We start from the raw sequence: 20,718 nt of genomic DNA, 5'->3' as shown, positions 1-20,718 counted from the left end.
AGGTGATAGCCTGAGCGCAAAGCGATATGAGGCGGTTTGCATGTTTCGGAATGTTCTAGGGTTCACCAGCGTTGCGGCGCTTTGCATCGGTCTTTCTGCGCCACTGATGGCGCAATCGGTCGCGGGCCCCTATTTGGCTGGGCGCCATGCGGCTGTGAACAGCGACTACCCCGAGGCCGCGCGCTATTACACCGAGGCGCTGGCGCGTGATCCCAAGAATATCGAGCTGATGGAAAGCGCCGTGTTGTCCTACCTGTCGCTTGGGCGAGTGGAAAAAGCACTGCCGCTGGCGCGCAGCATGATTACCATTGGCACCAAGAGCCAAGTGGCGGAGATGGCACTCGTCGCCGGCATGGCGAAAGAGGGCGATTACAGCGCATTGTTAGAGCGTGACACGTCAGCCATTGGTCCGTGGGTCGGCGGGCTGGTTCAGGCATGGGCGCATATGGGCGCGGGCGATGTGACTGCCGCAATGGCTGCATTCGACGGCCTGAGCGAAGAGGCCGGGATGCAGGGTTTTGTGATGTATCACAAAGCCTTGGCGCTGGCGAGCGTGGGGGATTTCGAAGGGGCGGAGGCGATCTTTGCCAGTGATGCGGCAGGGGCGGCGGGTCAAACCCGACGCGGAGTGATGGCCCATGCTGAGGTTCTGGGCCAATTGGGTCGCAGCGATGATGCGCTGGCCGTGCTCAAAAACGGCTTTGGCGATGACACCGATCCAGAGATTGCGCGGCTGATTGAAGCCTTGCAGCAGGACACACCCGCCCCCTTCAGCCATATGCCCGACGCCCAAGCCGGGATGGCCGAGGTGTTCTTCACTTTCGCCGCCGTTCTGCGCAATGAGGCGGCGGGGGATTACTATGTGCTGCTTTATTCCCGCATCGCCCGCTACCTGCGCCCCGATCACATCGACGCGCTGCTGCTGACGGCGAGCCTTTTGGAAAACCTCGGAGAACATGATCTGGCGATTGCCGAGTATAAATCCCTGCCTGCCAATAGCCCCGCCTATCACGCCGCCGAGTTGGGCCGTGCCGAAGCGCTGCGCCGCTCAGGCAAGACCGCGCAGGCCATCGAGGTGTTAGAGCAGCTTGCGCGGAGCCATGGTGATCTGGCCGTGGTGCATTCCACGCTGGGCGACATGCTGCGGGCCGAGGAAGATTATGAGGCGGCCATTGCCTCCTACGATCAGGCGCTTGACCTGACCGCCGAAACCGCCCGCGCCCGTTGGGTGCTGTTCTACGCCCGCGCCATCGCCAAGGAACGCAGTGGCGATTGGGAAGGATCCGAGGCTGATTTCCGCGCGGCGCTCAAACTGAACCCCGAGCAGCCGCAGGTCTTGAACTATCTCGGCTATTCACTGGTCGAACAGCAGCGCAGCTTGGACGAGGCGTTGGACATGATCGAACGCGCCGTCGCGGCCAGCCCCGACAGCGGTTATATCGTCGATTCTCTGGGCTGGGTGTTCTACCGTCTGGACCGCTACGACGAGGCGGTGGAGCAGATGGAACGCGCGGTTGAGTTGGAGCCCGTCGATCCGGTGGTGAATGATCACCTCGGAGACGTTTACTGGGCCGTGGGCCGCAAACGCGAGGCTGAGTTCCAATGGCGCCGGGCGCTGTCCTTCGTCGACCTCACCGATGCGGATTCCGAGGCCGACCCCGAGCGGATGCGACGTAAACTGGAAGTGGGGCTTGATGCCGTGCTGTCCGAAGAAGGCGCGCCGCCCTTGAAGGTTGCTGCGGACGAATGAGCTTTCTGGAAGATGCGGCACCCGCTAGCCCCGGCGCTGCGGCGTCGCGGATGGCCTGGGCCAAGGTGAACCTAACGCTACATTGCACCGGACAACGCGCAGACGGCTATCACCTGCTGGATTCGCTGGTGGTCAGGGCTGGCGTGGGCGATGCGTTGCATGTAGTCCCCGCCGAAGACCTGAGCCTTACGGTGAGCGGCACACGGGCCGAAGGGGTGCCGACCGATGCGCGCAACCTCGTGTTGCAGGCGGCAGAGATGTTGGACGCTGGCGCGGGCCGGGGCGCGGCATTGCATCTGGAGAAACATTTGCCTGCTGCCGCGGGGATCGGGGGCGGCTCTGCAGATGCGGCGGCGGCGTTAGATTTGCTCTCCGCGCATTGGGGCGTCCCGCTGCCCGCAGACACGGCGCGGCTCGGGGCCGATGTGCCGGTTTGCCTGACACGCGGCCCGCAGCGGATGCAGGGGGTGGGGGAGGTCCTCACGCCGCTCTCCGCGCTGCCGCCCTGCCAGATGGTGCTGGTGAACCCCGGTGTGGATGTGCCGACGCCTGCTGTCTTCTCGGCCCTGAGCGACAAGAACCAGCCGCCGATGCCGGATGTGATCCCGACTTTCGCAGGCTTTTCTGATCTCATCGATTTTCTCCGCGAGCAGCGCAATGACCTCGCTGCCCCGGCCATCGCACGGGAACCGGTCATCGCGTCTTGTCTAGAGGCATTGAGCGACGCGGCGCTGGCGCGGATGTCGGGCTCCGGCGCGACTTGTTTCGGCCTCTACGCCAATGCCGCGCAGGCTAAAGCCGCCGCCCACCGCATCAGCGCCGCCGCGCTCCACTGGTGGGTCGCCGCCGGGCCGATTCTGGCCGCTTAGCTGATCCGGCTGACCACGTAGTCGGCCAGATCGATCAACATGTCTTTCAACTCATGGTCGGGCAGGGGGGCAAGCGCCGCTTTGGCCTTTTCCGCCCAGTCACAGGCATCGCGCTGCGTCGCGGTCAGCGTGTCGTGCTTGTACAGCAGCATCAGCGCATGGTCGAGGTCACCATCCTCCTGCTTGCCCTTTTCGATGGTGCGCACCCAAAAGGCGCGCTCCTCCGCATCGGCCTTGGCCACGGCCTTAATCACCGGCAGGGTCAGCTTGCGCTCGCGGAAATCATCGCCCACGTTTTTGCCTGTGGCGCCGGTATCGCCTTGATAATCCAGCAGGTCGTCGACGATCTGGAATGCGATGCCAAGGGCGTCACCATAGTCGTAAAGCGCTTTGACCTGACCTTCTGGCGCGTCGGCGATCACGCCACCCACTTCCGTCGCGGCCGAGAACAACGCCGCCGTTTTGCCCCGCACGACTTGCAGGTAGACCGCCTCGTCCGTAGCCAAATTCTGCGCCGCTGTCAGTTGCAACACCTCGCCCTCTGCAATCGTCGCCGCAGCATTGGACAGGATGCGCATGACGGGCATTGAGCCCGGTTCGGTCATCAACTGAAAGCTGCGCGCGAAGAGGTAATCGCCGACCAGCACCGACGACTGGTTGTCCCACAAGAGATTCGCCGTGGGCCGCCCCCGCCGCTGGGCGCTTTCGTCCACCACATCGTCATGCAGCAGCGTCGCGGTGTGGATGAACTCCACCGTAGCGGCCAGATGGACGTGATAGGGGCCGTCGTAACCACACATCCGCGCCGCCGCGAGTGTCAGCATCGGGCGTAGACGCTTGCCGCCTGCCTCGACCAGATGGGCGGTAACTTCGGGGATGCGGGGCGCGTGTTTCGACGCCATCCGCTCGCGGATCAGCGCGCTGACGGCATCCATATCATCGGCCAAATAGGCCGCCATGCGGTCGTGCGGTTTCATCGTTGCATCACTTTTCATTGTTATTTCCCACGTCCCGCTCGACATGCCGGTGATCCGGCTCTACATCTTTGATATGAAGGAACTTTTGCGCAGCACCGACTTGACCATCATCGCCTTTGCCACCGCCCTTCTCAGGGGGGAGGATATAGACTGCTTTGAAATGGACGTAAACATGAGCGTGCTCGAAGGGGGCATCGGAATTTTCCCACGCCGCTTAATGGTGCATCCCAACGATCACGACGCCGCCCTGCGGGTGATGCGCGACAATGAGATTCCCCTCGGGCTGTGAGCCTTTTTGCCGAAGATGATCTGACATGTGACGCCTTTCTGGGCGGCAAGCTGCACCTATGGCAGCCGCGGCGAGGGCGGGGCTATCGCGCCGGGGTGGACCCGGTTTTACTGGCCGCAAGTGTTGAAGCGACCGCGGGCCAAAGCGTGCTGGAACTGGGCTGCGGGGTGGGGGCTGCGGTGCTGTGCTTGGGCGCTCGGGTGCCGGGGCTGGCGCTGACGGGGTGTGAACTGCAGCCTGCCTACGCCGATCTCGCGCGACGCAATGGCAGAGATGTGTTGGAGGTGGTCGAAGCGGACCTGACCGACATGCCCCTACATCTACGCCAACGGCAATTTGATCACGTGCTGGCCAACCCGCCTTATTTTGACCGCGCGGCTTCGGTCCAGTCCCGCGATCCGGGGCGAGAGGCCGCCTTGGGTGAGGCCACGCCCTTACGGCAATGGGTCCGCATGGCGGCGAAACGATTAAAACCCAAGGGGCAGGCGCATTTTATCCACCGCGCGGAGCGGCTGCCCGAGCTTCTGGCGGCGCTGCCGCATGAGATGGGATCGGTCGAAGTGCTGCCCCTGGCCTCGCGGGTCGGGCGGTTGCCTGAGCTGATTCTCTTGCGTGCCCGCAAGAACGGTCGGGGCGCATTCCGATTACATCACAGCTATGCCATGCACCTCGGCACGCGGCATGAAGGTGACGGCAAAAGCTATGTGCCCGAAATCGAAGCGGTCCTGCGCAGCGGTGCGCCGCTGGTTTTTCCTACTTCTTAAGCATTTTTTCACCAACTTCACCCCTATGCTGCGGTGCTGCGTGACTTGTGTGTCGCGCTGTGGTCCACTGAATTTCTAAACACCAATCATGGAGGATTGTATGGCTTTGAGCGCACATCTGGATACCCTGAAGCGAAAGCATCAGGCAATGAGTGAGGCGGTTGAAACTGCTCAACGCGCCCCCGGTATGGACGATCTAAAAGTGGCTTCCATGAAAAAGGAAAAACTGCGCCTGAAGGAGGAGATTAGCCGACTGTCGAGCTAATCCTTAACAAGAGTTAAAGCTCTCTTGATGGCTGTCGTTCCGTCTTGGCGGGGCGGCAGCTTAGTTGTTGTTTACGGCTGGCGCATACTCATGCCGCGCGGTGGCTTGGAGGGGCGGATGTCGCCCCTAGCCAATATGAAAAAGGCCAGCCTCGTGAAGGGCTGGCCTTTTCAATCCTGATAGGTCTCGCCAGTTAAACGACGAATTGCGCGCCATTGGCTGAGATGGTCGAGCCATTGATGAAACCTGCATCGTCCGAGACCAAAAAGGCCACGGCGCGGGCGATTTCTTCGGGTTCACCCAGACGGCCTGCGGGGATCTGCGCGATGATGCTCTCACGGACTTTTTCGGGCACGGCCATGACCATATCGGTTGCGATATAGCCGGGGCAGATCGCATTCGCGGTGATGCCTGCGCGCGCGCCTTCCTGGGCCAGTGATTTCACGATGCCCAGATCGCCTGCCTTGGTGGCGGCATAGTTTACCTGCGCGAACTGACCTTTCTGCCCATTGATCGAAGAGATCACGACCACGCGCCCGAATTTGCGTTCACGCATGCCGGGCCAGACCGGGTGGATCGTGTTGAAAACGCCGGTGAGATTGGTCGCGATGACCTCATTCCACTGATCGGGGGTCATTTTGTGGAACGGCGCATCGCGGGTGATGCCTGCGTTGGCAACGACCACTTCGATAGGGCCAAGATCGGCTTCGACCTGTTCGATCCCTGCTTTGGAGGCCTCGTAGTCTGCCACATTCCATTTATAGGTCTTGATGCCGGTCTCTTCGGTGAATTTCGCGGCAGCCTCGTCATTGCCGGCATAGGTGGCGGCGACGGTATAGCCTTTGTCCTTCAGCGTGGTGGAGATGGCCGCGCCAATGCCGCGACTGCCTCCGGTGACCAAAGCGATGCGTGACATGTAATCCCTCCCTCAAGGTAATGTTCTTGCAAATGCATGTTTCGGCGCGCAATAAAGTTGCGCGCCGAATATAGTCTTAGGGGCGCTCAAGGCACATGGCAACACCCATACCGCCGCCGATACACAGCGTCGCCAAACCTTTTTTGGCTCCGCGGCGCTGCATTTCGAACAGTAGAGTATTGAGCACGCGCGCGCCGGAGGCGCCGATGGGGTGACCGATGGCAATGGCACCGCCGTTGACGTTCACGATTTCCGGATCCCAGCCCATTTCCTTGTTCACGGCACAGGCCTGCGCGGCGAAAGCTTCGTTGGCTTCGACCAAGTCTAGGTCCTCGGGCTTCCAGCCTGCTTTCTCCAACGCCTTGCGCGAGGCATAGACGGGGCCGACACCCATGATCGACGGGTCAAGACCGGCGGTGGCATAGGAGGCGATCCGCGCTAGCGGGGTGATGCCGCGCTTTTCAGCCTCATCAGCGCTCATCAGCAGCGCACCCGCCGCGCCGTCGTTGAGGCCGGAGGCGTTGGCCGCAGTAACCGAGCCGTCCTTGGTAAAGGCGGGGCGCAGTTTCTGCATTGCTTCGATGGTGGCTCCATGGCGGATGTATTCGTCCTGATCGACGACTGTCTCACCTTTGCGGGTTTTGATGGTATAGGCGACAATCTCATCCGCAAATTTGCCAGCCTTCTGGGCGGCTTCGGCCTTGTTTTGCGAGGCGACGGCGAATTCGTCCTGCTGGTCGCGGGAAATCTGCCATTTTTCGGCAACATTCTCGGCGGTTTGGCCCATATGGTAGCCGTTGAAGGCATCCCACAAACCGTCGCGGATCATCGTGTCGATGAACTGCAAGTCGCCCATTTTCTGACCCGCGCGGAGGTTCTGCGCATGGGGGCTTAGGGTCATGTTTTCCTGACCACCGGCGCAAACGATGCTCGCATCGCCCAGTTGGATGTGCTGAGCTGCAAGTGCCACGGCGCGCAGGCCCGAGCCGCAGACTTGGTTGATGCCCCAAGCGGCGCTTTCTTTCGGCAGGCCCGCATTGATATGCGCCTGACGCGCGGGGTTCTGGCCTTGGGCGGCGGTCAGCACCTGCCCCAGAATGGTCTCAGAGACTTCGGACGGGTCGACCCCGGCGCGGGCCACCAGTTCTTTTAGAACGGCGGCACCCAGATCATGGGCGGGTGTATTGGCAAACGCCCCGCCGAAACTGCCCACGGCGGTACGGGCGGCGGATGCGATGACGACATTGGTCATGATGTGACTTTCCTCTACCTTGTTGGGCGGGGGCACACCGACACGCGCCATCGTCGGGCGTGGGCGCTCCCGTCCCTCTGATGTAGTGATAGCGGATGCGCTGCAATGCGGCAACTGAGCAGGCAGCGGCACGCTGCCGACATGGCGTTACCCTCTTTTTGCGGTCAGCCTGTGGCGCGCATGCGGTCGAACCCAAGCCAGGCAGGCCGGGTCGTGGGGGCGGCAAAATGGTAGCCCTGCAAACAGTCGACACCCATCTCGACCAGGACCGCTGCGTCAGCCGCGTTCTCCACACATTCGGCCACGGTGAGCATGTCGAAATGTGTGGCGATCGACATCAGCGCGGCGGTCAGGGCGCGGTTGTCGGGGTTTGTCGCGATGCCCCGAATGAACTGCCCGTCGAGTTTCAGGATGTCGAAGTAGAAATCCTTGAAATAGCGGATCGCCGTTTGCCCCGCCCCGAAATCATCCATGGCAAAGCAAATGCCATAAGGCTGTAACTGATCCATAAAGTTCGCCACCAGTTCCGGCACCATCATGGCGGAGCTTTCGGTAATCTCTAGAATCAGCCGTTCGCCCAAGGTCGCGTCGCGGGCCAGCCAGTGGCGCAAGACGCGGGTCCATTCCTGATACCCAATGGAGCGGGCCGACATATTGATCGACAGCCGCAGTCCGGGGTGGTGGTGCAGCGCGTTCAGCCCGAGGCGCAGGGCCAGAACATCCACCTGCCGCCCGGTCTCCGTGTCCTCAATCGCTGGCATGAAGTCCTTGGCCGGGATCACACGGCCCGTGGGGTCAAGCAGGCGGATCAACCCCTCATGAAAGGCAATGCGCGTCGGATCGCTGGCCCGCATGACCGGCTGAAAGGCCAGCAGGGTCTGACGGTGCGCCACGGCGTCGCGCACCATTTCCAGCGTCGCGGCATCGCGTTGCGTTATCGCGTGGTTAAGCGGGCTGTCCCCACCGGGGGGGATATCGGCGATAGGGCGTTGGAATCGACGGGGCACGGCGGTACTCTTCTTTCTGTCCTGCCGTGGGTATGGGCGCAAAGGTGATAACACGGTCTTAATCAGCGGCGTTTTCCGCGGTGGATCACGGGCGGGAGAGGCAAAGATGCAGCGCTGTGACTGGGCCGGGGAGGACCCGATTTACCAAGCCTACCATGACACCGAGTGGGGCGTGCCCGAATATGACAGCCGCGCGCTTTGGGAAAAACTGATTCTCGACGGATTTCAGGCCGGGCTAAGCTGGATCACGATCCTTAAAAAACGTGACAACTTTCGCGCCGCTTTCGCCGGGTTCGATCCGCATCAGATCGCCGAATGGGGCGAGGCGGATGTGCTGCGCCTGCTAAGCGATCCGGGAATTATTCGCCACCGGGGCAAGATTGAGGCCGCGATTACCAATGCCCGTGCTTGGCAGGAGCTGGAGGCACGCGAGGGCTTTGACAGCTTCATGTGGCGCTATGTGGATGGGGTGCCCTTGCAGCCCGGCTTTGCCACACAGGCTGAGGTGCCGCCGAAAACCGCGCTGTCAGAACAGGTGAGCAAAGACCTGAAGAAAGCCGGTTTCAAGTTCTGTGGGCCGACGATTACCTATGCGTGGATGGAGGCCTGCGGGCTGGTGAATGATCACATCCTGACCTGCCACCGCCACGACCCCTGTGCCGCGATGGCGCGTTAGGGCGGGGCGTATTGCCCCTGCTGAAATCCCCCGTTGACTCCCGGCGATGGCACCGTATAAGCGCCCCTTCATTGGTGTTGGTGGACCCCGCAAGGGGAACCCTGTCGGGCTTCGGCCAAAGGACAACGCCCTTTACCGCCCCTCGGGGCCTTATAAAGGAGAACAGCCGTGACCAAACGCACAGCTGCCAAGCACAAACTAGACCGCCGCATGGGCGAAAACATCTGGGGCCGTCCGAAGTCCCCGGTGAACCGTCGTGAATACGGCCCCGGCCAGCACGGCCAGCGTCGTAAGGGCAAGATTTCCGATTTCGGCATCCAGCTGCGTGCCAAGCAGAAGCTCAAGGGCTACTACGGCGACCTGACCGAAAAGCAATTCCGCCGCATCTACGGCGAAGCCGAGCGTGTTAAAGGCGATACAGGTGAAAACCTGATCGGTCTGCTGGAACGTCGTCTGGACGCCGTTGTGTACCGCGCCAAGTTCGTTGCGACCGTTTTCGCTGCGCGCCAGTTCGTGAACCACGGCCACGTTCGTGTGAACGGCAAGAAAGTGAACATCCCCTCCTACCGCGTGAAAGAGGGTGACGTGATCGAAGTGCGTGACCGTTCCAAGCAGTTGGCTTCCGTTCTGGAAGCGGTTCAGTTGCCCGAGCGTGACGTGCCTGACTACCTTGAGACGGATCACTCCAAACTGACAGCAACCTTCGTGCGCACACCGAGCCTTGGCGACGTGCCATACCCGGTTGTGATGGAGCCGAACCTCGTCGTGGAATTCTACGCGAAGAACTAAGTTTCTTCGCCAGTCGACAAACGAAAGGCCGCGTGGTGCAAACCGCGCGGCCTTTTTCTTTGCGCGGGGCTGGGCCGGGGCGCAGCGATGCAACAGGCTGTCCGGCGGACGCGCGGATGCAGAATGATTCTGGCATCACCGCTGCGGCCCCGATAGAAGGGCGGCAGTAGCGTGAGGAAAAGAGCGAGATGACACAGATCGCACCGCAACCGGGCATTATGGAGATTGACCTTTATCAAGGGGGTGCGGCGCATGTCGCGGGCCTTGATAATGTGGTCAAACTCAGCTCGAACGAAAACCCGCTGGGGCCAAGCCCTGCCGCCGTCGAAGCCTATCGCCGCGCGGCCTATGACCTGCATCGCTATCCGTCTTCCGATCATAGCGCGCTGCGCGCCTCCATCGCCGAGGTGTTGGGCCTTGATGCGGGGCGGATCATCTGCGGCGCGGGCTCGGATGAGATCATCGCCTTCCTTTGCCAAGCCTATGCCGGACCGGGGACCGAGGTGGTGCACACCGAACACGGCTTTGCCATGTACCGCATCTCTGCGCTCGCCGCCGGGGCCACGCCCGTCGAGGTGCCCGAGCGTGAGCGGGTGACCGATGTCGATGCGATCCTCGCCGCCTGTACCGATACGACGCGGTTGGTGTTCATCGCCAACCCCAACAACCCCACCGGCACGATGATCGGTCTGGCCGAGATCGAACGGCTGGCCGAGGGGCTGCCGCCGCAGGCGCTTCTGGTGCTCGACGGGGCCTATGCCGAATATGTCGAGGGCTACGACGGCGGGGCCGCACTGGTGGACCGGCGCGATAACGTGGTGATGACGCGCACCTTTTCCAAACTCTACGGGCTGGGCGGTCTGCGCATCGGCTGGGGCTATGGACCTGCCCATGTGATCGACGTGCTGAACCGCGTGCGGGGGCCTTTCAACCTCTCGCAGGCCGCACTTAACGCCGCCGAAGCGGCGATGCGAGATCGGGCATATACCGACCACTGCCGGGCCGAGAACGCCCGCTGGCGCACATGGCTCGCCGATGCGCTGGCAGAGATCGGCGTGCCCTCGGATGTCTCGCTCGCCAATTTCGTGCTGGCCCGTTTCGCCAATCAGGCCGAGGCCGAGGCCTGTGACGACTACCTCAAGTCTCAAGGTCTGATCGTGCGCCGGGTGGCTGGTTACAACTTGCCGCAATGTCTGCGCATCACCGTCGGGGATGAGAGTGCCTGCCGCCGCGTCGTCCATGCGGTGCGGCAGTTCAAGGGGGGCAGCTGATGGCTCAGGTCTATGACAGGGTCGCCCTGATCGGGCTGGGGCTGATCGCCTCATCGCTTTTCTGGGCAATGAAACGCGGCGGGCTGGCGGGCGAAGTCACTGGCTATGCCCGCAGCGACGAGACCCGCGCAACGGCGCGCGAGATCGGCCTCTGCGACCGCGTCTGCGACAGCGCCGCCGAAGCCGTCAAGGGGGCCGATCTGGTGGTGCTCTGCGTACCGGTGGGCGTGATGGGAGCCGTCGCCGCCGAAATCGCGCCGCATCTGGCCCCCGGTGCCACGGTGACGGATGTGGGTTCGGTCAAGGCAGACGTGATCGCGCAAGTGGGACCGCATCTGCCCGAAGGCGTGCATTTCATCCCCGCGCACCCGCTGGCAGGGACCGAGCATTCCGGCCCGCGCAGCGGCTTTGCCGAGCTTTTCGACAACCGTTGGTGTCTGCTGGTCCCAGTCGAGGGGACAGACAAGGACGCCATCGCCCGGCTGCGTGCGCTTTGGGAAGGGGCGGGGGCGAATGTCGAGGAGATGGACGCCGAGCATCACGATCTGGTGCTGGCCGTCACCTCCCACGCGCCGCACCTCATCGCCTATACGATGGTGGGCGTGGCCGACGATCTGCGCCGGGTGACCGACAGCGAAGTCATCAAATATTCCGCCGCCGGTTTCCGGGACTTCACCCGCATCGCGGCGAGCGATCCGACCATGTGGCGCGATGTGTTCCTGACCAACAAGGACGCCACGCTGGAAATCCTTGGCCGCTTCACCGAAGAGCTTTTCGCCCTGCAACGCGCCATTCGCACCGGTGACGGCGATCATCTGCACGCCTATTTCACCCGAACCCGCGCGATCCGGCGCGGCATTATCGAGGCGGGGCAAGACACCGACGCGCCAGACTTTGGCCGGGGCGCACGCAAGTCATGAAGGGCTGGGCTGTCCTGCCGCTGATCGTGCTGGGGCAGATGGCCCTGGCCGCGGGGCCGGACAGTTCGCAACGCCCGGTCCCGCGAGACAATGGCACTACGCTGCCAGTTATCGTGGTGCCCTCGGGTGCGATCGAACAGCCCAAACGTGACCCCGCTGCCCGGGCTGCCGCCGAAGGGGGCCGGGGGATCAAATCCTCTCTCCGTCCCTCCCTCCGCAGCCGCAAGGTTGAGAAAGCCGCCCGCGCCCGGCAGCAGATGCTGGCGAAGGGTGCGGTTTGCGGGGATCTGGCGATCCAAGGCGCGCCGGTGGGCCGGGTGCCGGGCAAGATCAGTGGTTGCGGGATCGAGAACGCAGTCAAGGTGCGCTCGGTCTCTGGCATCAAGCTTAGCAATGCCGCGGTGATGGATTGCACTACGGCCAAGGCGCTCGATACATGGGTGCGGCAATCGGCGGTGCCTGCCTTGGCGGGGCAGGGCGGCGGGCTCGAAGAGTTACGGGTCGCTGCGCATTACGCCTGCCGCACGCGCAACAACCGGAAGGGCGGCAAGATCTCAGAACACGGCAAGGGCCGCGCGATTGATATCTCCGGGTTTGAACTGGCGGATGGCAGCACGATTACTGTGCATAAGGGCTGGCGGGCACGGCGCAGCAGTAAGGCATTGCGGCGGATGCACCGGGGCGCATGTGGCCCGTTTGGCACCGTCCTTGGCCCCGAATCTGACCGTTTCCACCAAGATCATTTTCATTTCGACACGGCGCGGTATCGCAGCGGCAGTTATTGCCGTTGAGGCCCGCTTACGGCTGGATCAATCGCGGTGCCGGGCCAAGCGGAATGCCCGCAAGGACCATCTGCCCTTCGGCAAAGACCAGATCAAGATCCAGCCCGCCCGGCGTGCCGCCGCGTGCCTCAAGCAACCGCAACATGGTATTAACCTGACCGCGCATGGAGGGCGGCAGGAAGCCCCCACGTTCGCCCGCATCAAGCAGTTTGGACCAATTCGTGACCCGCAGGCTCAAAACCCCGTCGGGAATGCCCTGCGCGTCAAAGGTCAGCGCGCCTTCGGCGCCCAGTGCCACGTCGCCCCATGCGGCATCGACATTCTCAACCGTCAGCGCGTCGATCTGCGGCAGGGTGCCCGCCACCGCGCTATGGCGGTCCAGCGCGCGGGCAAAGGTGACGGCCATCCGCGCTGACAGGATTGGCTGGCCGCCGGGTTGGGCAATTGCCTCGCCCAACACCCTGCGGAGCAGCGGGCCGGGGGTGATCCTGCCCGGCAGCACCGCGATGTTATACTCATTCGCCGCGTCGGAGGATTGTGTGACCCGCAGACGCGATTCTTCGGCCTCTAGCAAAAGCCCGTCGGGACCATTGACCTCCAGATACGTGCTGCGGGCCTCCATCTGCTCAAGTTGCAGTGATAGGCCGGGATGCAGGTCTAGATCCGCCTGCATATTGCGCATGTTCAAAACCAAGGGAAGCGCACCGGCTGGGAAAGCTGCTTGGGCCACGGGGGCCCGTGCCGACAGGTCACCGGGCCACCAGACAGGGGCAGAAAGATCAAGCTGCGGCGCTTCAAATGCAATGCTCTGGTTCGGTTCAGCCACTGAAAGACCGCTCAGCCGGTTTTGCAGAGTCAGCGGAAAACCTGCCTTGCCGATATCTTTGAGCGTCACATCCCAACCCGCGGCACGACGACTGTCGAGCAGCGCGTTCACTGTGCTTTGCATCTGCGTCGTGGCGGCGGCCCACCACGCGCTGCAAAGCGCCACGAGCAGAATCAGCAACCAAACCAGTTTACGCATCTTGATAGCCCTTCAAATCGTGCTTCAGATGCGGTTTACCGAAGGCCAATAGAAAGGACCAGCAGCATGACAATGTGGGTATTCGGCTATGGCAGCCTTTTGTGGAACCCCGGTTTCGAGGTGGCGGAAAGCGTGATCGCCACGCTGCCGGGCTATGCCCGATCGTTCTGCATGCGCTCGATCCACCACCGCGGCACGGTCGAACAGCCGGGGCTGGTGCTGGCGCTGGACGAATCCGTCCGCTCGGCCTGCGAAGGCATGGCGATGCGCGTGGCAGAGGGTCACGAGGCGCAGACGCTGGAGTATCTGCGGGAACGTGAGCTAATTTCCTCGGCCTATGTCGAGAAAAACCTCACTGTGCATCTGACCGATGGCCGCGACGTGGAAGCGGTGACCTATGTGATCGACGCGGCGCATGACCAATATTGCGGCGGCTTGCCCCTTGAAGAACAGGCCCAGATCATTGCCCGCGCCATAGGCGGGCGCGGGCCAAATACAGAGTATTTAATCAACACAGCCGTGCATCTTTCTGAAGTGGGCTTGCATGACCCCGCGTTGGAGTGGTTGCATGATCGTGTAAGGGCTTTGGCCTCATAAAAACTTGGCAACTCCGCGCAGTTTCAGTGTAAGCTGCGCCAAGAGCAGAATAGAGGGTCAGGAAAGGCCGCATGGCACAGCCAGACCGCAAGGCAAAACCGCAGTTTTCACAACCGGTGCGTCAGATTTCACTGATGCTGATCGTATTGGCATTGACCGGCGTAGGGGCATTTTTGGCCCTGCCCAGCGTGCTGCCGATCTTCGCCGCGAACCCATGGCTTAATGGGGTCATCATCTTTGTTTTCGTCGTCGGTGTGCTGGCCTGTTTCTATCAGGTGACGCAGCTGATCGGCTCTGTCCGCTGGATCGAGGACTTCGCCGCCGACAATTCCGAACCCGATGCGCAGCCGCCGCAGCTTTTGGCCCCCTTGGCGTCACTTCTGCGCCAGCGTGGCGCGCGGATGCAGGTCAGCACGGCCTCAACCCGTTCGATCCTCGATTCCGTTGCCTCGCGTATCGACGAAGTGCGCGAGATCACGCGCTACATCGTCAACATGCTGATTTTCCTCGGTCTTCTCGGCACCTTCTACGGGCTTGCCACGACGGTGCCTGCGGTGGTCGACACGATCCGTTCGCTCGCCCCCGGTGAGGGGGAGGCAGGGGTTGATGTCTTTGGCCGCCTGATGACCGGGCTTGAGGCGCAGTTGGGCGGCATGGGCGTGGCCTTCGGCTCGTCGCTTCTGGGGCTTGCGGGCTCACTCGTCGTCGGGCTTTTGGAGCTTTTCGCGGGCCACGGGCAGAACCGGTTTTATCAAGAGCTGGAAGATTGGCTGAGTTCCATCACGCGGGTCGGGCTGACCTCGGGCGACGATGTGAGCGACCAGAACATCATGGCCAGCGTGATGGATCAGATGGTCGAACAGATGGGAGAGATGCAGCAGATGTTCACCCAATCCGATATCAGTCGCACCATGGTGGATGACAAGCTGGGCAAGCTTGCCGATGCCGTGGACCGGATGACCACGCGGATGGAACGTGAAGATCCCACAGGCCCGGCGCTGACGCGGGTGGCCGAAGGGCAAGAGCGTCTCGTCTCAGTTCTTGAGGGGCAGATTGCGGGCGAGGGGATCGACGCGGAAAGTCGGATGCGGCTGCGCTCTATCGACGTCCAGATGCTGCGTATCTTGGAAGAAATCTCTGCCGGGCGGCAGGAAACCATGGCCGAGCTTCGCAAGGATATTTCACTGCTGGCCAAGGCGCTTTCGGGCCAACGTGTACCGGAGGCGCGCCGCTTGCGTGCCGGTGAAACTCCCGGTGGCGGGGACCAGTAATGACACTTTCCCGGCGGTCAGGCACGCGGTTTCAGGGCTCTATCTGGCCGGGTTTCGTCGACGCGATGACCGGACTTTTGCTGGTTCTGATGTTCGTACTGACGATCTTTATGGTCGTGCAATTCGTCCTAACTGAACGCATCAGTGGCCAAGAAAGCGAATTGAACGAATTGGCCGGAGAGGTCGCGGCCCTTGCCCAAGCACTTGGAGTGGAGGAGCGCACCACCGCGCGGTTGGAGGCGCGGCTGGGTGCGCTCAACGCCTCGCTGAATGACGCACAGGATGAAGTGTCGCGGCAAGAGGCCGTGATTGCCGGGCTAACGACACAGCGTGAAGAACAGGACGCGGCCCTTAGGGCCGCAGAGGCGCAGATCACCGGGTTCGAAGCCCGCGTTGCGGCGCTGTTGGCTTCGCAGGCGACGGATCAGGCTCGTATCGGTACTTTGGAAGACCGCGAAGCTGAGTTGCTGGATGAGCAAAAGGCGCTGAACCTCGCGCTCAGTACCGCCCGTGATGACATTGACGCGCAGGCCGAAACAGCCCGTCTGGCTGCGGCGAAACGCGAAGCGTTGGATACGTTGGTCGCCGATCTGCGCGCGCAGAATGCTGAGGTAGAGGCCGAAGTTGCCACGTTGAATACGCAGGTGGCCGAGGCGGAAGAAGCCCTGAGCGCCGAGGAAGCCGCCCGGCTGGCAGAGGCTGCGGCGGCGCAGGCGCTGCGTGAACGGTTGGAGAATGCAGATGCGGAACTGACCGCCATGACCCTCGCGCTTGAGGCGCAGCGCAAAGAAGCGGAAGATACCCTGACCTTGCTGGCCGCTGCCCGCGCGGCGCGCAGTGATCTTGATACAGAACTAGCCGCTGCCCTGTTACGGCTGGAGACCCTTGAGCAGAGCGGCGCAGAATTCGAAGCCGAGCGCGCGGCGCTCGAGGCGCAGGTTGATGCGGCCATGGGCACCGAAGAAGACCTGCGGGCGCGATTGGCGCAGGCGGAGGTCACCGAACAGGACTTGAACGCACGGCTTTCCGAGGCATTAGGCCGCGTGCAAGTGCTTGAAGAAGAAGGCAATGCGCTGAGTGGCGATCAAGCTGACTTGCGCGAAAGACTGGCGCAGGCGCTGGCAGCAAAGCTCGCCGCCGAGACACTGGCAGAAGACAAAACCACCGCCGCTGAACGCCGCGCGGCACTGTTGGCGCAGGCCGAACAGACTCTGGCCGAGGAAAAAGCCGTGAGCGCCGAGGCGCAGCGTCATACGGAATTGCTGAACCAGCAGGTCGCGGAATTGCGCGCGCAACTGGGCAATCTACAGGCGCTTTTGGATGATGCCGTGGCGCGGGATGCGGCGAAATCGGTGGAACTGCAATCGCTGGGCTCAGAGTTGAACACCGCACTGGCGCGGGTCGCAGCCGAAGAGCGCCGCCGCGCCGAATTGGAAGCAGCAGAGCGCAAGCGTTTGGAAGAGGAAAGCAAGGATCTGGCGCAGTATCGGTCGGAATTCTTTGGTCGTCTGCGCAACCTTTTGGGCAACCAAGAAGGCGTGCGGATTGAGGGCGACCGCTTTGTCTTCTCCTCCGAGGTTCTTTTTGCACCGGGCAGTGCAGTGTTGAGCCAAGACGGCCAAGCCGAGATCGCCAAAGTAGCGGGTATCTTGCGCAGTGTTGTCGGCGACATCCCTGCCGAGATTGACTGGGTGATCCGGGTCGACGGTCATACCGACAATGTGCCGCTTTCCGGCTTTGGGGAATTTGCCGACAACTGGGAGCTGAGCCAAGCCCGCGCGCTGTCGGTCGTCAAATATATGGTCAATTTCCTCGGCATCGCGCCGGATCGTTTGGCTGCCAATGGCTTTGGCCAGTACCAACCCGTGGCCGAGGGCAATACCGAAGCCGCGCGGGCGCAGAACCGGCGGATTGAGCTCAAGTTTACCGAGAAGTGAGCGGGGGGAAGCCGGTCTATTGCACCGTCAACGCGCCGGTCTTTTCGTCAATCACACGGCCATCGCGCAGCAGGGTCATCGTGCCGCGATAGCGCCCGGCGGGCCATGTTCCGGCGGCGGCGCGTTTGCCGATGGCACGAAACGACTGCGCCTGCGGTTTCTCTAGCACCACATCCCTTTCGATCACGGTGCCGCTTGGCCCCGCAAGGCTGAGGCGCAGCACGTCGTTCTTTTGGGTGCCATAGCTGTAACCGTAGATGACCAAGGCAGGCGCATCCTCGGGCAGAGTGTCGTGATGTGCATCGCCTGCCTTGATTTCATCATAGCTGGGAATGCGGCCTGCAAAGCCGAGCGCGATCAGCCCGCCGGGGCGGTAGAGCGGGGTGTCTTCCCAGAGCGACTTAGCTGGTTCTTCCTCGCAACCCTTGCCTTCGGGGGCGAATGGATCAACCGGATTGCCGTGATGGCGCAGCGACAGGTGTAGATGCGGAAAGGCCGCTTTGCCGGACTGGCCGACCAGCCCGAGAGCGTCGCCGACAGCGACCTCCTGCCCTTCCGTTACGCGCAGCGAGCCGCGTTTCAGGTGGCAGTACTGTGTTTCCCATCCGCGGCCAAGGTCGATCACCACGCCGTTGCCACATTCGCGCCCTTGGACTTCCGAGAGTGGCGCGCCATCGGTCATGCCGTCTCGCAGCCCTTTGACCATGCCAGCCGCCGCTGCGCGAACGGTGACACCTGCCGCCATCGCCGCGCGGTCGGGCAGGGCGAAATCGGTGCCCTTGTGGCCGTCATAGGTCAGCCCCGAACAGCGGTAATCGCGCGCTGCCGCGCTTGGGTCTTGGTCCATATATTGTTGGATGTGGCAATCCTGCCCGAGGGTGCAATCCACCGGGAAGGCTAGTCGCACATCCTCCGCCAGCGCAGGGCTGGCGGAGGAGAGGATCAGGGCCAGCGCGGCCCGTGTGATCATTCCGCGGTGAGCAGCGGGGGCCGATCACCTGACAGGCGCTTGCTTTCGGTGCCCAAGACCTTGAGCGTCAGCGCGTCGTCCTTGACGCCAACCTTAACCACACCGCCTTTGGCCAGTTTGCCAAAGAGCAGTTCCTCGGCCAGCGGCTTTTTGATGTGCTCTTGGATCACGCGGCCCAGGGGGCGGGCGCCCATCTTGTCGTCGTAGCCCTTGTCGGCGAGCCATTCGGCGGCCTTTTTGCTGAGTTCGATGGTCACGTTGCGGTCCATCAGTTGCGCTTCGAGTTGCAGCACGAACTTTTCGACCACCCGCAGGATCACCGATTTCGGCAGCGGCGCAAAACTGATGACAGCGTCGAGACGGTTGCGGAACTCCGGCGTGAAGGTCCGCTCGATCGCGGCGGTATCTTCACCGGTGCGACGTTCGCGGCCAAAGCCCACGGCCTCTTTCGCCTGTTCGGAAGCACCAGCGTTGGAGGTCATGATCAGCACCACATTGCGGAAATCCACTGTGCGACCGTTGTGATCTGTCAGCTTGCCGTGGTCCATCACCTGCAACAGGATGTTGTAGACATCCGGATGCGCCTTCTCCATCTCGTCGAGCAGCAGCACGCAGTGCGGATGCTGGTCCACGCCATCGGTCAGCATGCCACCCTGGTCAAAACCGACATAGCCCGGAGGAGCGCCGATCAGACGAGAGACGGCGTGTTTCTCCATATACTCCGACATGTCGAAACGCAGGAGTTCCACGCCGAGCGTATCAGCCAGTTGCTTGGCGACCTCGGTTTTACCCACACCGGTTGGCCCGGCGAAGAGGTAGTTGCCGATGGGTTTGTCCGGCTCGCGCAGGCCAGCCCGCGAGAGTTTGATCGCCGACGACAGCGCGACGATTGCGTCGTCCTGACCAAAGACCACCCGCTTGAGCGAGCTTTCCAGATCCTTCAGCACCACCACATCGTCTTTGCTGACGTTCTTTGGCGGAATGCGGGCGATCTTGGCAACGACAGCTTCGACCTCTTTGGTGCCGATGGTCTTGCGCCGCTTGGAGGCGGCCACGAGATGCTGGGCGGCACCAGCTTCGTCGATCACGTCGATCGCACTGTCAGGCAGCTTGCGATCATTGATGTAGCGATGTGCCAATTCCACCGAAGTTTTGATCGCATCGGCCGTGTATTTGACGCTGTGATGCTCCTCAAAGTAAGGCTTCAGACCCTTAAGGATCTTGGTGGCGTCTTCAACCGAAGGCTCGCTCACGTCGATCTTCTGGAAACGGCGGCTCAGCGCGCGGTCCTTCTCAAAGTGCTGGCGGAACTCCTTATAAGTCGTGGAGCCCATGGTGCGCAGTTTGCCACCCTGAAGCGCAGGCTTCAGCAGGTTGGAGGCATCCATCGCGCCGCCCGAGGTGGCCCCGGCACCGATCACGGTGTGGATCTCGTCGATGAACAGCACCGCGTCTTTATGCTCTTCCAGCTCAGTCACGACCGCTTTGAGACGCTCCTCAAAGTCACCGCGATAGCGGGTGCCGGCCAGCAACGCGCCCATATCGAGGGAGTAGATCGTGGTGTTTTCCAGAACCTCTGGTGTTTCACCTGCAACGATCTTACGTGCCAAACCTTCGGCAATGGCGGTTTTCCCAACGCCCGGATCACCCACCAGCAGCGGGTTGTTCTTGCGCCGACGGCAGAGCACTTGAATGCAGCGTTCAACTTCGCTCTCGCGGCCGATCAGCGGGTCGATATCGCCTTCGCGCGATTTGGCGTTGAGGTCCACGCAGTATTTGGCCAGCGCGGATTCTTTCTTGTCACCGTCGGTGACGCCTTGGGCCTCTTCTTCATGCTCTGGTGCGCCGCTCACGGGGCGTGCTTCGCCGTAAGCCGGATCTTTGGCGACGCCATGGGCAATGAAGTTCACCGCGTCATAGCGGGTCATGTCCTGCTCTTGCAGGAAGTAGGCGGCGTTGCTTTCCCGTTCGGCAAATATCGCGACCAGCACATTGGCCCCGGTCACTTCGGTCCGGCCCGAAGATTGCACGTGGATTGCGGCGCGTTGGATCACGCGTTGGAATGCGGCAGTCGGCACGGCCTCAGAACCATCGATGTCGGTGACCAGATTGCTAAGGTCATCATCGACAAACTCAACCAGCGTGTCGCGCAGATCTGAGACGTCGACCGAACAGGCTTTCATCACCTGAACCGCGTCAGGTTCATCAAGCAGCGCCAACAGCAGGTGTTCCAGCGTGGCGAATTCATGGCGGCGGGCATTGGCCAGCGCGAGGGCCGCGTGGATTGCCTGCTCAAGTGTAGTCGAGAATGAAGGCACGGGCGTGCTCCTTTTCGATCGGGGTCGGTGAGGTGCTGAGATGTCTCAGAGCCCGGTCCGACCATGGCCTCATA

At 62.2% G+C, this 20,718-nt stretch carries 20 protein-coding genes; 13 read left to right on the top strand and 7 right to left on the bottom strand.

The annotated features are described in order from the left end of the window. Window positions 1-40: 40 nt before the first annotated feature. Together ACSQ16_RS16330 and ACSQ16_RS16325 are read left to right on the top strand one after the other, a co-directional pair. Window positions 41-1,750, top strand: coding sequence for a tetratricopeptide repeat protein (locus ACSQ16_RS16330; RefSeq protein ID WP_243262327.1), 1,710 nt, complete (start codon window positions 41-43; stop codon window positions 1,748-1,750). After that, window positions 1,747-2,619: a 4-(cytidine 5'-diphospho)-2-C-methyl-D-erythritol kinase gene (locus ACSQ16_RS16325; protein WP_243262328.1), complete on the top strand. Its 873-nt coding sequence runs from the start codon at window positions 1,747-1,749 to the stop codon at window positions 2,617-2,619. The genes ACSQ16_RS16330 and ACSQ16_RS16325 overlap by 4 nt, the downstream gene beginning before the upstream one ends. On the opposite strand, the gene ACSQ16_RS16320 is transcribed toward ACSQ16_RS16325, so the two are convergent. After that, on the bottom strand, window positions 2,616-3,614 hold the full coding sequence (locus ACSQ16_RS16320) for a polyprenyl synthetase family protein (RefSeq protein WP_243262329.1): 999 nt from the start codon (window positions 3,612-3,614) through the stop codon (window positions 2,616-2,618). The genes ACSQ16_RS16325 and ACSQ16_RS16320 overlap by 4 nt on opposite strands. A gap of 55 nt (window positions 3,615-3,669) precedes the next feature. Here ACSQ16_RS16320 and ACSQ16_RS16315 point away from each other — a divergent pair, with 55 nt between their 5' ends. The 3 genes from ACSQ16_RS16315 (at window position 3,670) to ACSQ16_RS16305 (ending at window position 4,914) form a co-directional block, all read left to right on the top strand. Then, entirely contained in the window at window positions 3,670-3,885 is a 216-nt protein-coding gene (locus ACSQ16_RS16315; protein ID WP_093927273.1) for a putative signal transducing protein, read from the top strand. Then, window positions 3,882-4,649, top strand: a complete 768-nt coding sequence (locus tag ACSQ16_RS16310) for a tRNA1(Val) (adenine(37)-N6)-methyltransferase (RefSeq protein WP_243262330.1) — start codon at window positions 3,882-3,884, stop codon at window positions 4,647-4,649. Before ACSQ16_RS16315 ends, ACSQ16_RS16310 begins: the two co-directional genes overlap by 4 nt. 100 nt (window positions 4,650-4,749) lie before the next feature. After that, window positions 4,750-4,914 carry a YdcH family protein gene (locus tag ACSQ16_RS16305; RefSeq protein WP_093927025.1) on the top strand — a complete coding sequence of 55 codons (165 nt, stop codon included), beginning with the start codon at window positions 4,750-4,752 and terminating at the stop codon, window positions 4,912-4,914. A gap of 193 nt (window positions 4,915-5,107) precedes the next feature. Here the strand turns inward: ACSQ16_RS16305 and phbB are convergent, their stop codons facing one another. From phbB to ACSQ16_RS16290, 3 genes are all read right to left on the bottom strand, one after another. Next, window positions 5,108-5,830 carry an acetoacetyl-CoA reductase gene (phbB, locus tag ACSQ16_RS16300; protein ID WP_243262331.1) on the bottom strand — a complete coding sequence of 241 codons (723 nt, stop codon included), beginning with the start codon at window positions 5,828-5,830 and terminating at the stop codon, window positions 5,108-5,110. A gap of 76 nt (window positions 5,831-5,906) precedes the next feature. Continuing rightward, on the bottom strand, window positions 5,907-7,082 hold the full coding sequence (locus ACSQ16_RS16295; protein WP_243262332.1) for an acetyl-CoA C-acetyltransferase: 1,176 nt from the start codon (window positions 7,080-7,082) through the stop codon (window positions 5,907-5,909). 164 nt (window positions 7,083-7,246) lie between these two features. After that, on the bottom strand, window positions 7,247-8,089 hold the full coding sequence (locus ACSQ16_RS16290) for an EAL domain-containing protein (protein ID WP_243262333.1): 843 nt from the start codon (window positions 8,087-8,089) through the stop codon (window positions 7,247-7,249). A 106-nt stretch (window positions 8,090-8,195) separates the two neighbouring features. Between ACSQ16_RS16290 and ACSQ16_RS16285 the strand changes: the two genes are divergently transcribed. The 5 genes from ACSQ16_RS16285 to ACSQ16_RS16265 all read left to right on the top strand — a co-directional run bounded on the left by ACSQ16_RS16285 (window position 8,196) and on the right by ACSQ16_RS16265 (window position 12,536). Continuing rightward, window positions 8,196-8,765 carry a DNA-3-methyladenine glycosylase I gene (locus tag ACSQ16_RS16285; protein WP_243262334.1) on the top strand — a complete coding sequence of 190 codons (570 nt, stop codon included), beginning with the start codon at window positions 8,196-8,198 and terminating at the stop codon, window positions 8,763-8,765. A 168-nt stretch (window positions 8,766-8,933) separates the two neighbouring features. Beyond that, window positions 8,934-9,554, top strand: a complete 621-nt coding sequence (gene rpsD / locus ACSQ16_RS16280) for a 30S ribosomal protein S4 (RefSeq protein ID WP_243262335.1) — start codon at window positions 8,934-8,936, stop codon at window positions 9,552-9,554. A 188-nt stretch (window positions 9,555-9,742) separates the two neighbouring features. Beyond that, entirely contained in the window at window positions 9,743-10,825 is a 1,083-nt protein-coding gene (gene hisC, locus ACSQ16_RS16275; protein WP_243262336.1) for a histidinol-phosphate transaminase, read from the top strand. After that, entirely contained in the window at window positions 10,825-11,745 is a 921-nt protein-coding gene (locus ACSQ16_RS16270) for a prephenate/arogenate dehydrogenase family protein (RefSeq protein WP_093927021.1), read from the top strand. Before hisC ends, ACSQ16_RS16270 begins: the two co-directional genes overlap by 1 nt. Next, window positions 11,742-12,536, top strand: a complete 795-nt coding sequence (locus tag ACSQ16_RS16265; RefSeq protein WP_435988571.1) for an extensin-like domain-containing protein — start codon at window positions 11,742-11,744, stop codon at window positions 12,534-12,536. The genes ACSQ16_RS16270 and ACSQ16_RS16265 overlap by 4 nt, the downstream gene beginning before the upstream one ends. Before the next feature lie 7 nt (window positions 12,537-12,543). On the opposite strand, the gene ACSQ16_RS16260 is transcribed toward ACSQ16_RS16265, so the two are convergent. Further along, window positions 12,544-13,551: a DUF2125 domain-containing protein gene (locus ACSQ16_RS16260; protein WP_243262339.1), complete on the bottom strand. Its 1,008-nt coding sequence runs from the start codon at window positions 13,549-13,551 to the stop codon at window positions 12,544-12,546. Window positions 13,552-13,617: 66 nt separating this feature from the next. Between ACSQ16_RS16260 and ACSQ16_RS16255 the strand changes: the two genes are divergently transcribed. The 3 genes from ACSQ16_RS16255 (at window position 13,618) to ACSQ16_RS16245 (ending at window position 17,356) form a co-directional block, all read left to right on the top strand. Then, on the top strand, window positions 13,618-14,148 hold the full coding sequence (locus ACSQ16_RS16255) for a gamma-glutamylcyclotransferase (RefSeq protein WP_243262341.1): 531 nt from the start codon (window positions 13,618-13,620) through the stop codon (window positions 14,146-14,148). A gap of 71 nt (window positions 14,149-14,219) precedes the next feature. Then, a complete protein-coding gene (locus ACSQ16_RS16250) occupies window positions 14,220-15,419 on the top strand; it encodes a biopolymer transporter ExbB (RefSeq protein ID WP_093927017.1) in 1,200 nt (399 codons plus the stop codon). Beyond that, window positions 15,419-17,356 (top strand): peptidoglycan -binding protein, encoded by a 1,938-nt coding sequence (locus ACSQ16_RS16245; protein ID WP_435988570.1) that lies wholly within the window; start codon window positions 15,419-15,421, stop codon window positions 17,354-17,356. Before ACSQ16_RS16250 ends, ACSQ16_RS16245 begins: the two co-directional genes overlap by 1 nt. A 16-nt stretch (window positions 17,357-17,372) precedes the next feature. On the opposite strand, the gene ACSQ16_RS16240 is transcribed toward ACSQ16_RS16245, so the two are convergent. Both ACSQ16_RS16240 and clpA read right to left on the bottom strand, forming a co-directional pair. After that, window positions 17,373-18,326 (bottom strand): M23 family metallopeptidase, encoded by a 954-nt coding sequence (locus ACSQ16_RS16240; protein ID WP_243262343.1) that lies wholly within the window; start codon window positions 18,324-18,326, stop codon window positions 17,373-17,375. Further along, window positions 18,323-20,644, bottom strand: coding sequence for an ATP-dependent Clp protease ATP-binding subunit ClpA (clpA, locus tag ACSQ16_RS16235; RefSeq protein ID WP_243262344.1), 2,322 nt, complete (start codon window positions 20,642-20,644; stop codon window positions 18,323-18,325). The genes ACSQ16_RS16240 and clpA overlap by 4 nt, the downstream gene beginning before the upstream one ends. Between the last annotated feature and the right edge of the window lie 74 nt (window positions 20,645-20,718).

Source organism: Sulfitobacter sp. SH24 (assembly GCF_965641895.1).
GTDB classification, from domain to species: domain Bacteria; phylum Pseudomonadota; class Alphaproteobacteria; order Rhodobacterales; family Rhodobacteraceae; genus Sulfitobacter; species Sulfitobacter dubius.
Note: the sequence above shows the minus strand (reverse complement) of the source record. Positions and strands in the feature narration are given on the sequence as shown.

Bases quoted from the DNA above. Each gene is read 5' to 3' on its own strand.
- ACSQ16_RS16265 (WP_435988571.1), top strand. From the start codon at position 11,742: ATGAAGGGCTGGGCTGTCCTGCCGCTGATCGTGCTGGGGCAGATGGCC.
- phbB (WP_243262331.1), bottom strand. From the start codon at position 5,830: ATGTCACGCATCGCTTTGGTCACCGGAGGCAGTCGCGGCATTGGCGCG.
- ACSQ16_RS16295 (WP_243262332.1), bottom strand. From the start codon at position 7,082: ATGACCAATGTCGTCATCGCATCCGCCGCCCGTACCGCCGTGGGCAGT.
- ACSQ16_RS16245 (WP_435988570.1), top strand. From the start codon at position 15,419: ATGACACTTTCCCGGCGGTCAGGCACGCGGTTTCAGGGCTCTATCTGG.
- hisC (WP_243262336.1), top strand. From the start codon at position 9,743: ATGACACAGATCGCACCGCAACCGGGCATTATGGAGATTGACCTTTAT.
- ACSQ16_RS16270 (WP_093927021.1), top strand. From the start codon at position 10,825: ATGGCTCAGGTCTATGACAGGGTCGCCCTGATCGGGCTGGGGCTGATC.
- ACSQ16_RS16305 (WP_093927025.1), top strand. From the start codon at position 4,750: ATGGCTTTGAGCGCACATCTGGATACCCTGAAGCGAAAGCATCAGGCA.
- ACSQ16_RS16255 (WP_243262341.1), top strand. From the start codon at position 13,618: ATGACAATGTGGGTATTCGGCTATGGCAGCCTTTTGTGGAACCCCGGT.
- ACSQ16_RS16285 (WP_243262334.1), top strand. From the start codon at position 8,196: ATGCAGCGCTGTGACTGGGCCGGGGAGGACCCGATTTACCAAGCCTAC.
- ACSQ16_RS16240 (WP_243262343.1), bottom strand. From the start codon at position 18,326: ATGATCACACGGGCCGCGCTGGCCCTGATCCTCTCCTCCGCCAGCCCT.
- ACSQ16_RS16325 (WP_243262328.1), top strand. From the start codon at position 1,747: ATGAGCTTTCTGGAAGATGCGGCACCCGCTAGCCCCGGCGCTGCGGCG.
- ACSQ16_RS16320 (WP_243262329.1), bottom strand. From the start codon at position 3,614: ATGAAAAGTGATGCAACGATGAAACCGCACGACCGCATGGCGGCCTAT.
- ACSQ16_RS16330 (WP_243262327.1), top strand. From the start codon at position 41: ATGTTTCGGAATGTTCTAGGGTTCACCAGCGTTGCGGCGCTTTGCATC.
- ACSQ16_RS16315 (WP_093927273.1), top strand. From the start codon at position 3,670: ATGAAGGAACTTTTGCGCAGCACCGACTTGACCATCATCGCCTTTGCC.
- ACSQ16_RS16260 (WP_243262339.1), bottom strand. From the start codon at position 13,551: ATGCGTAAACTGGTTTGGTTGCTGATTCTGCTCGTGGCGCTTTGCAGC.
- ACSQ16_RS16250 (WP_093927017.1), top strand. From the start codon at position 14,220: ATGGCACAGCCAGACCGCAAGGCAAAACCGCAGTTTTCACAACCGGTG.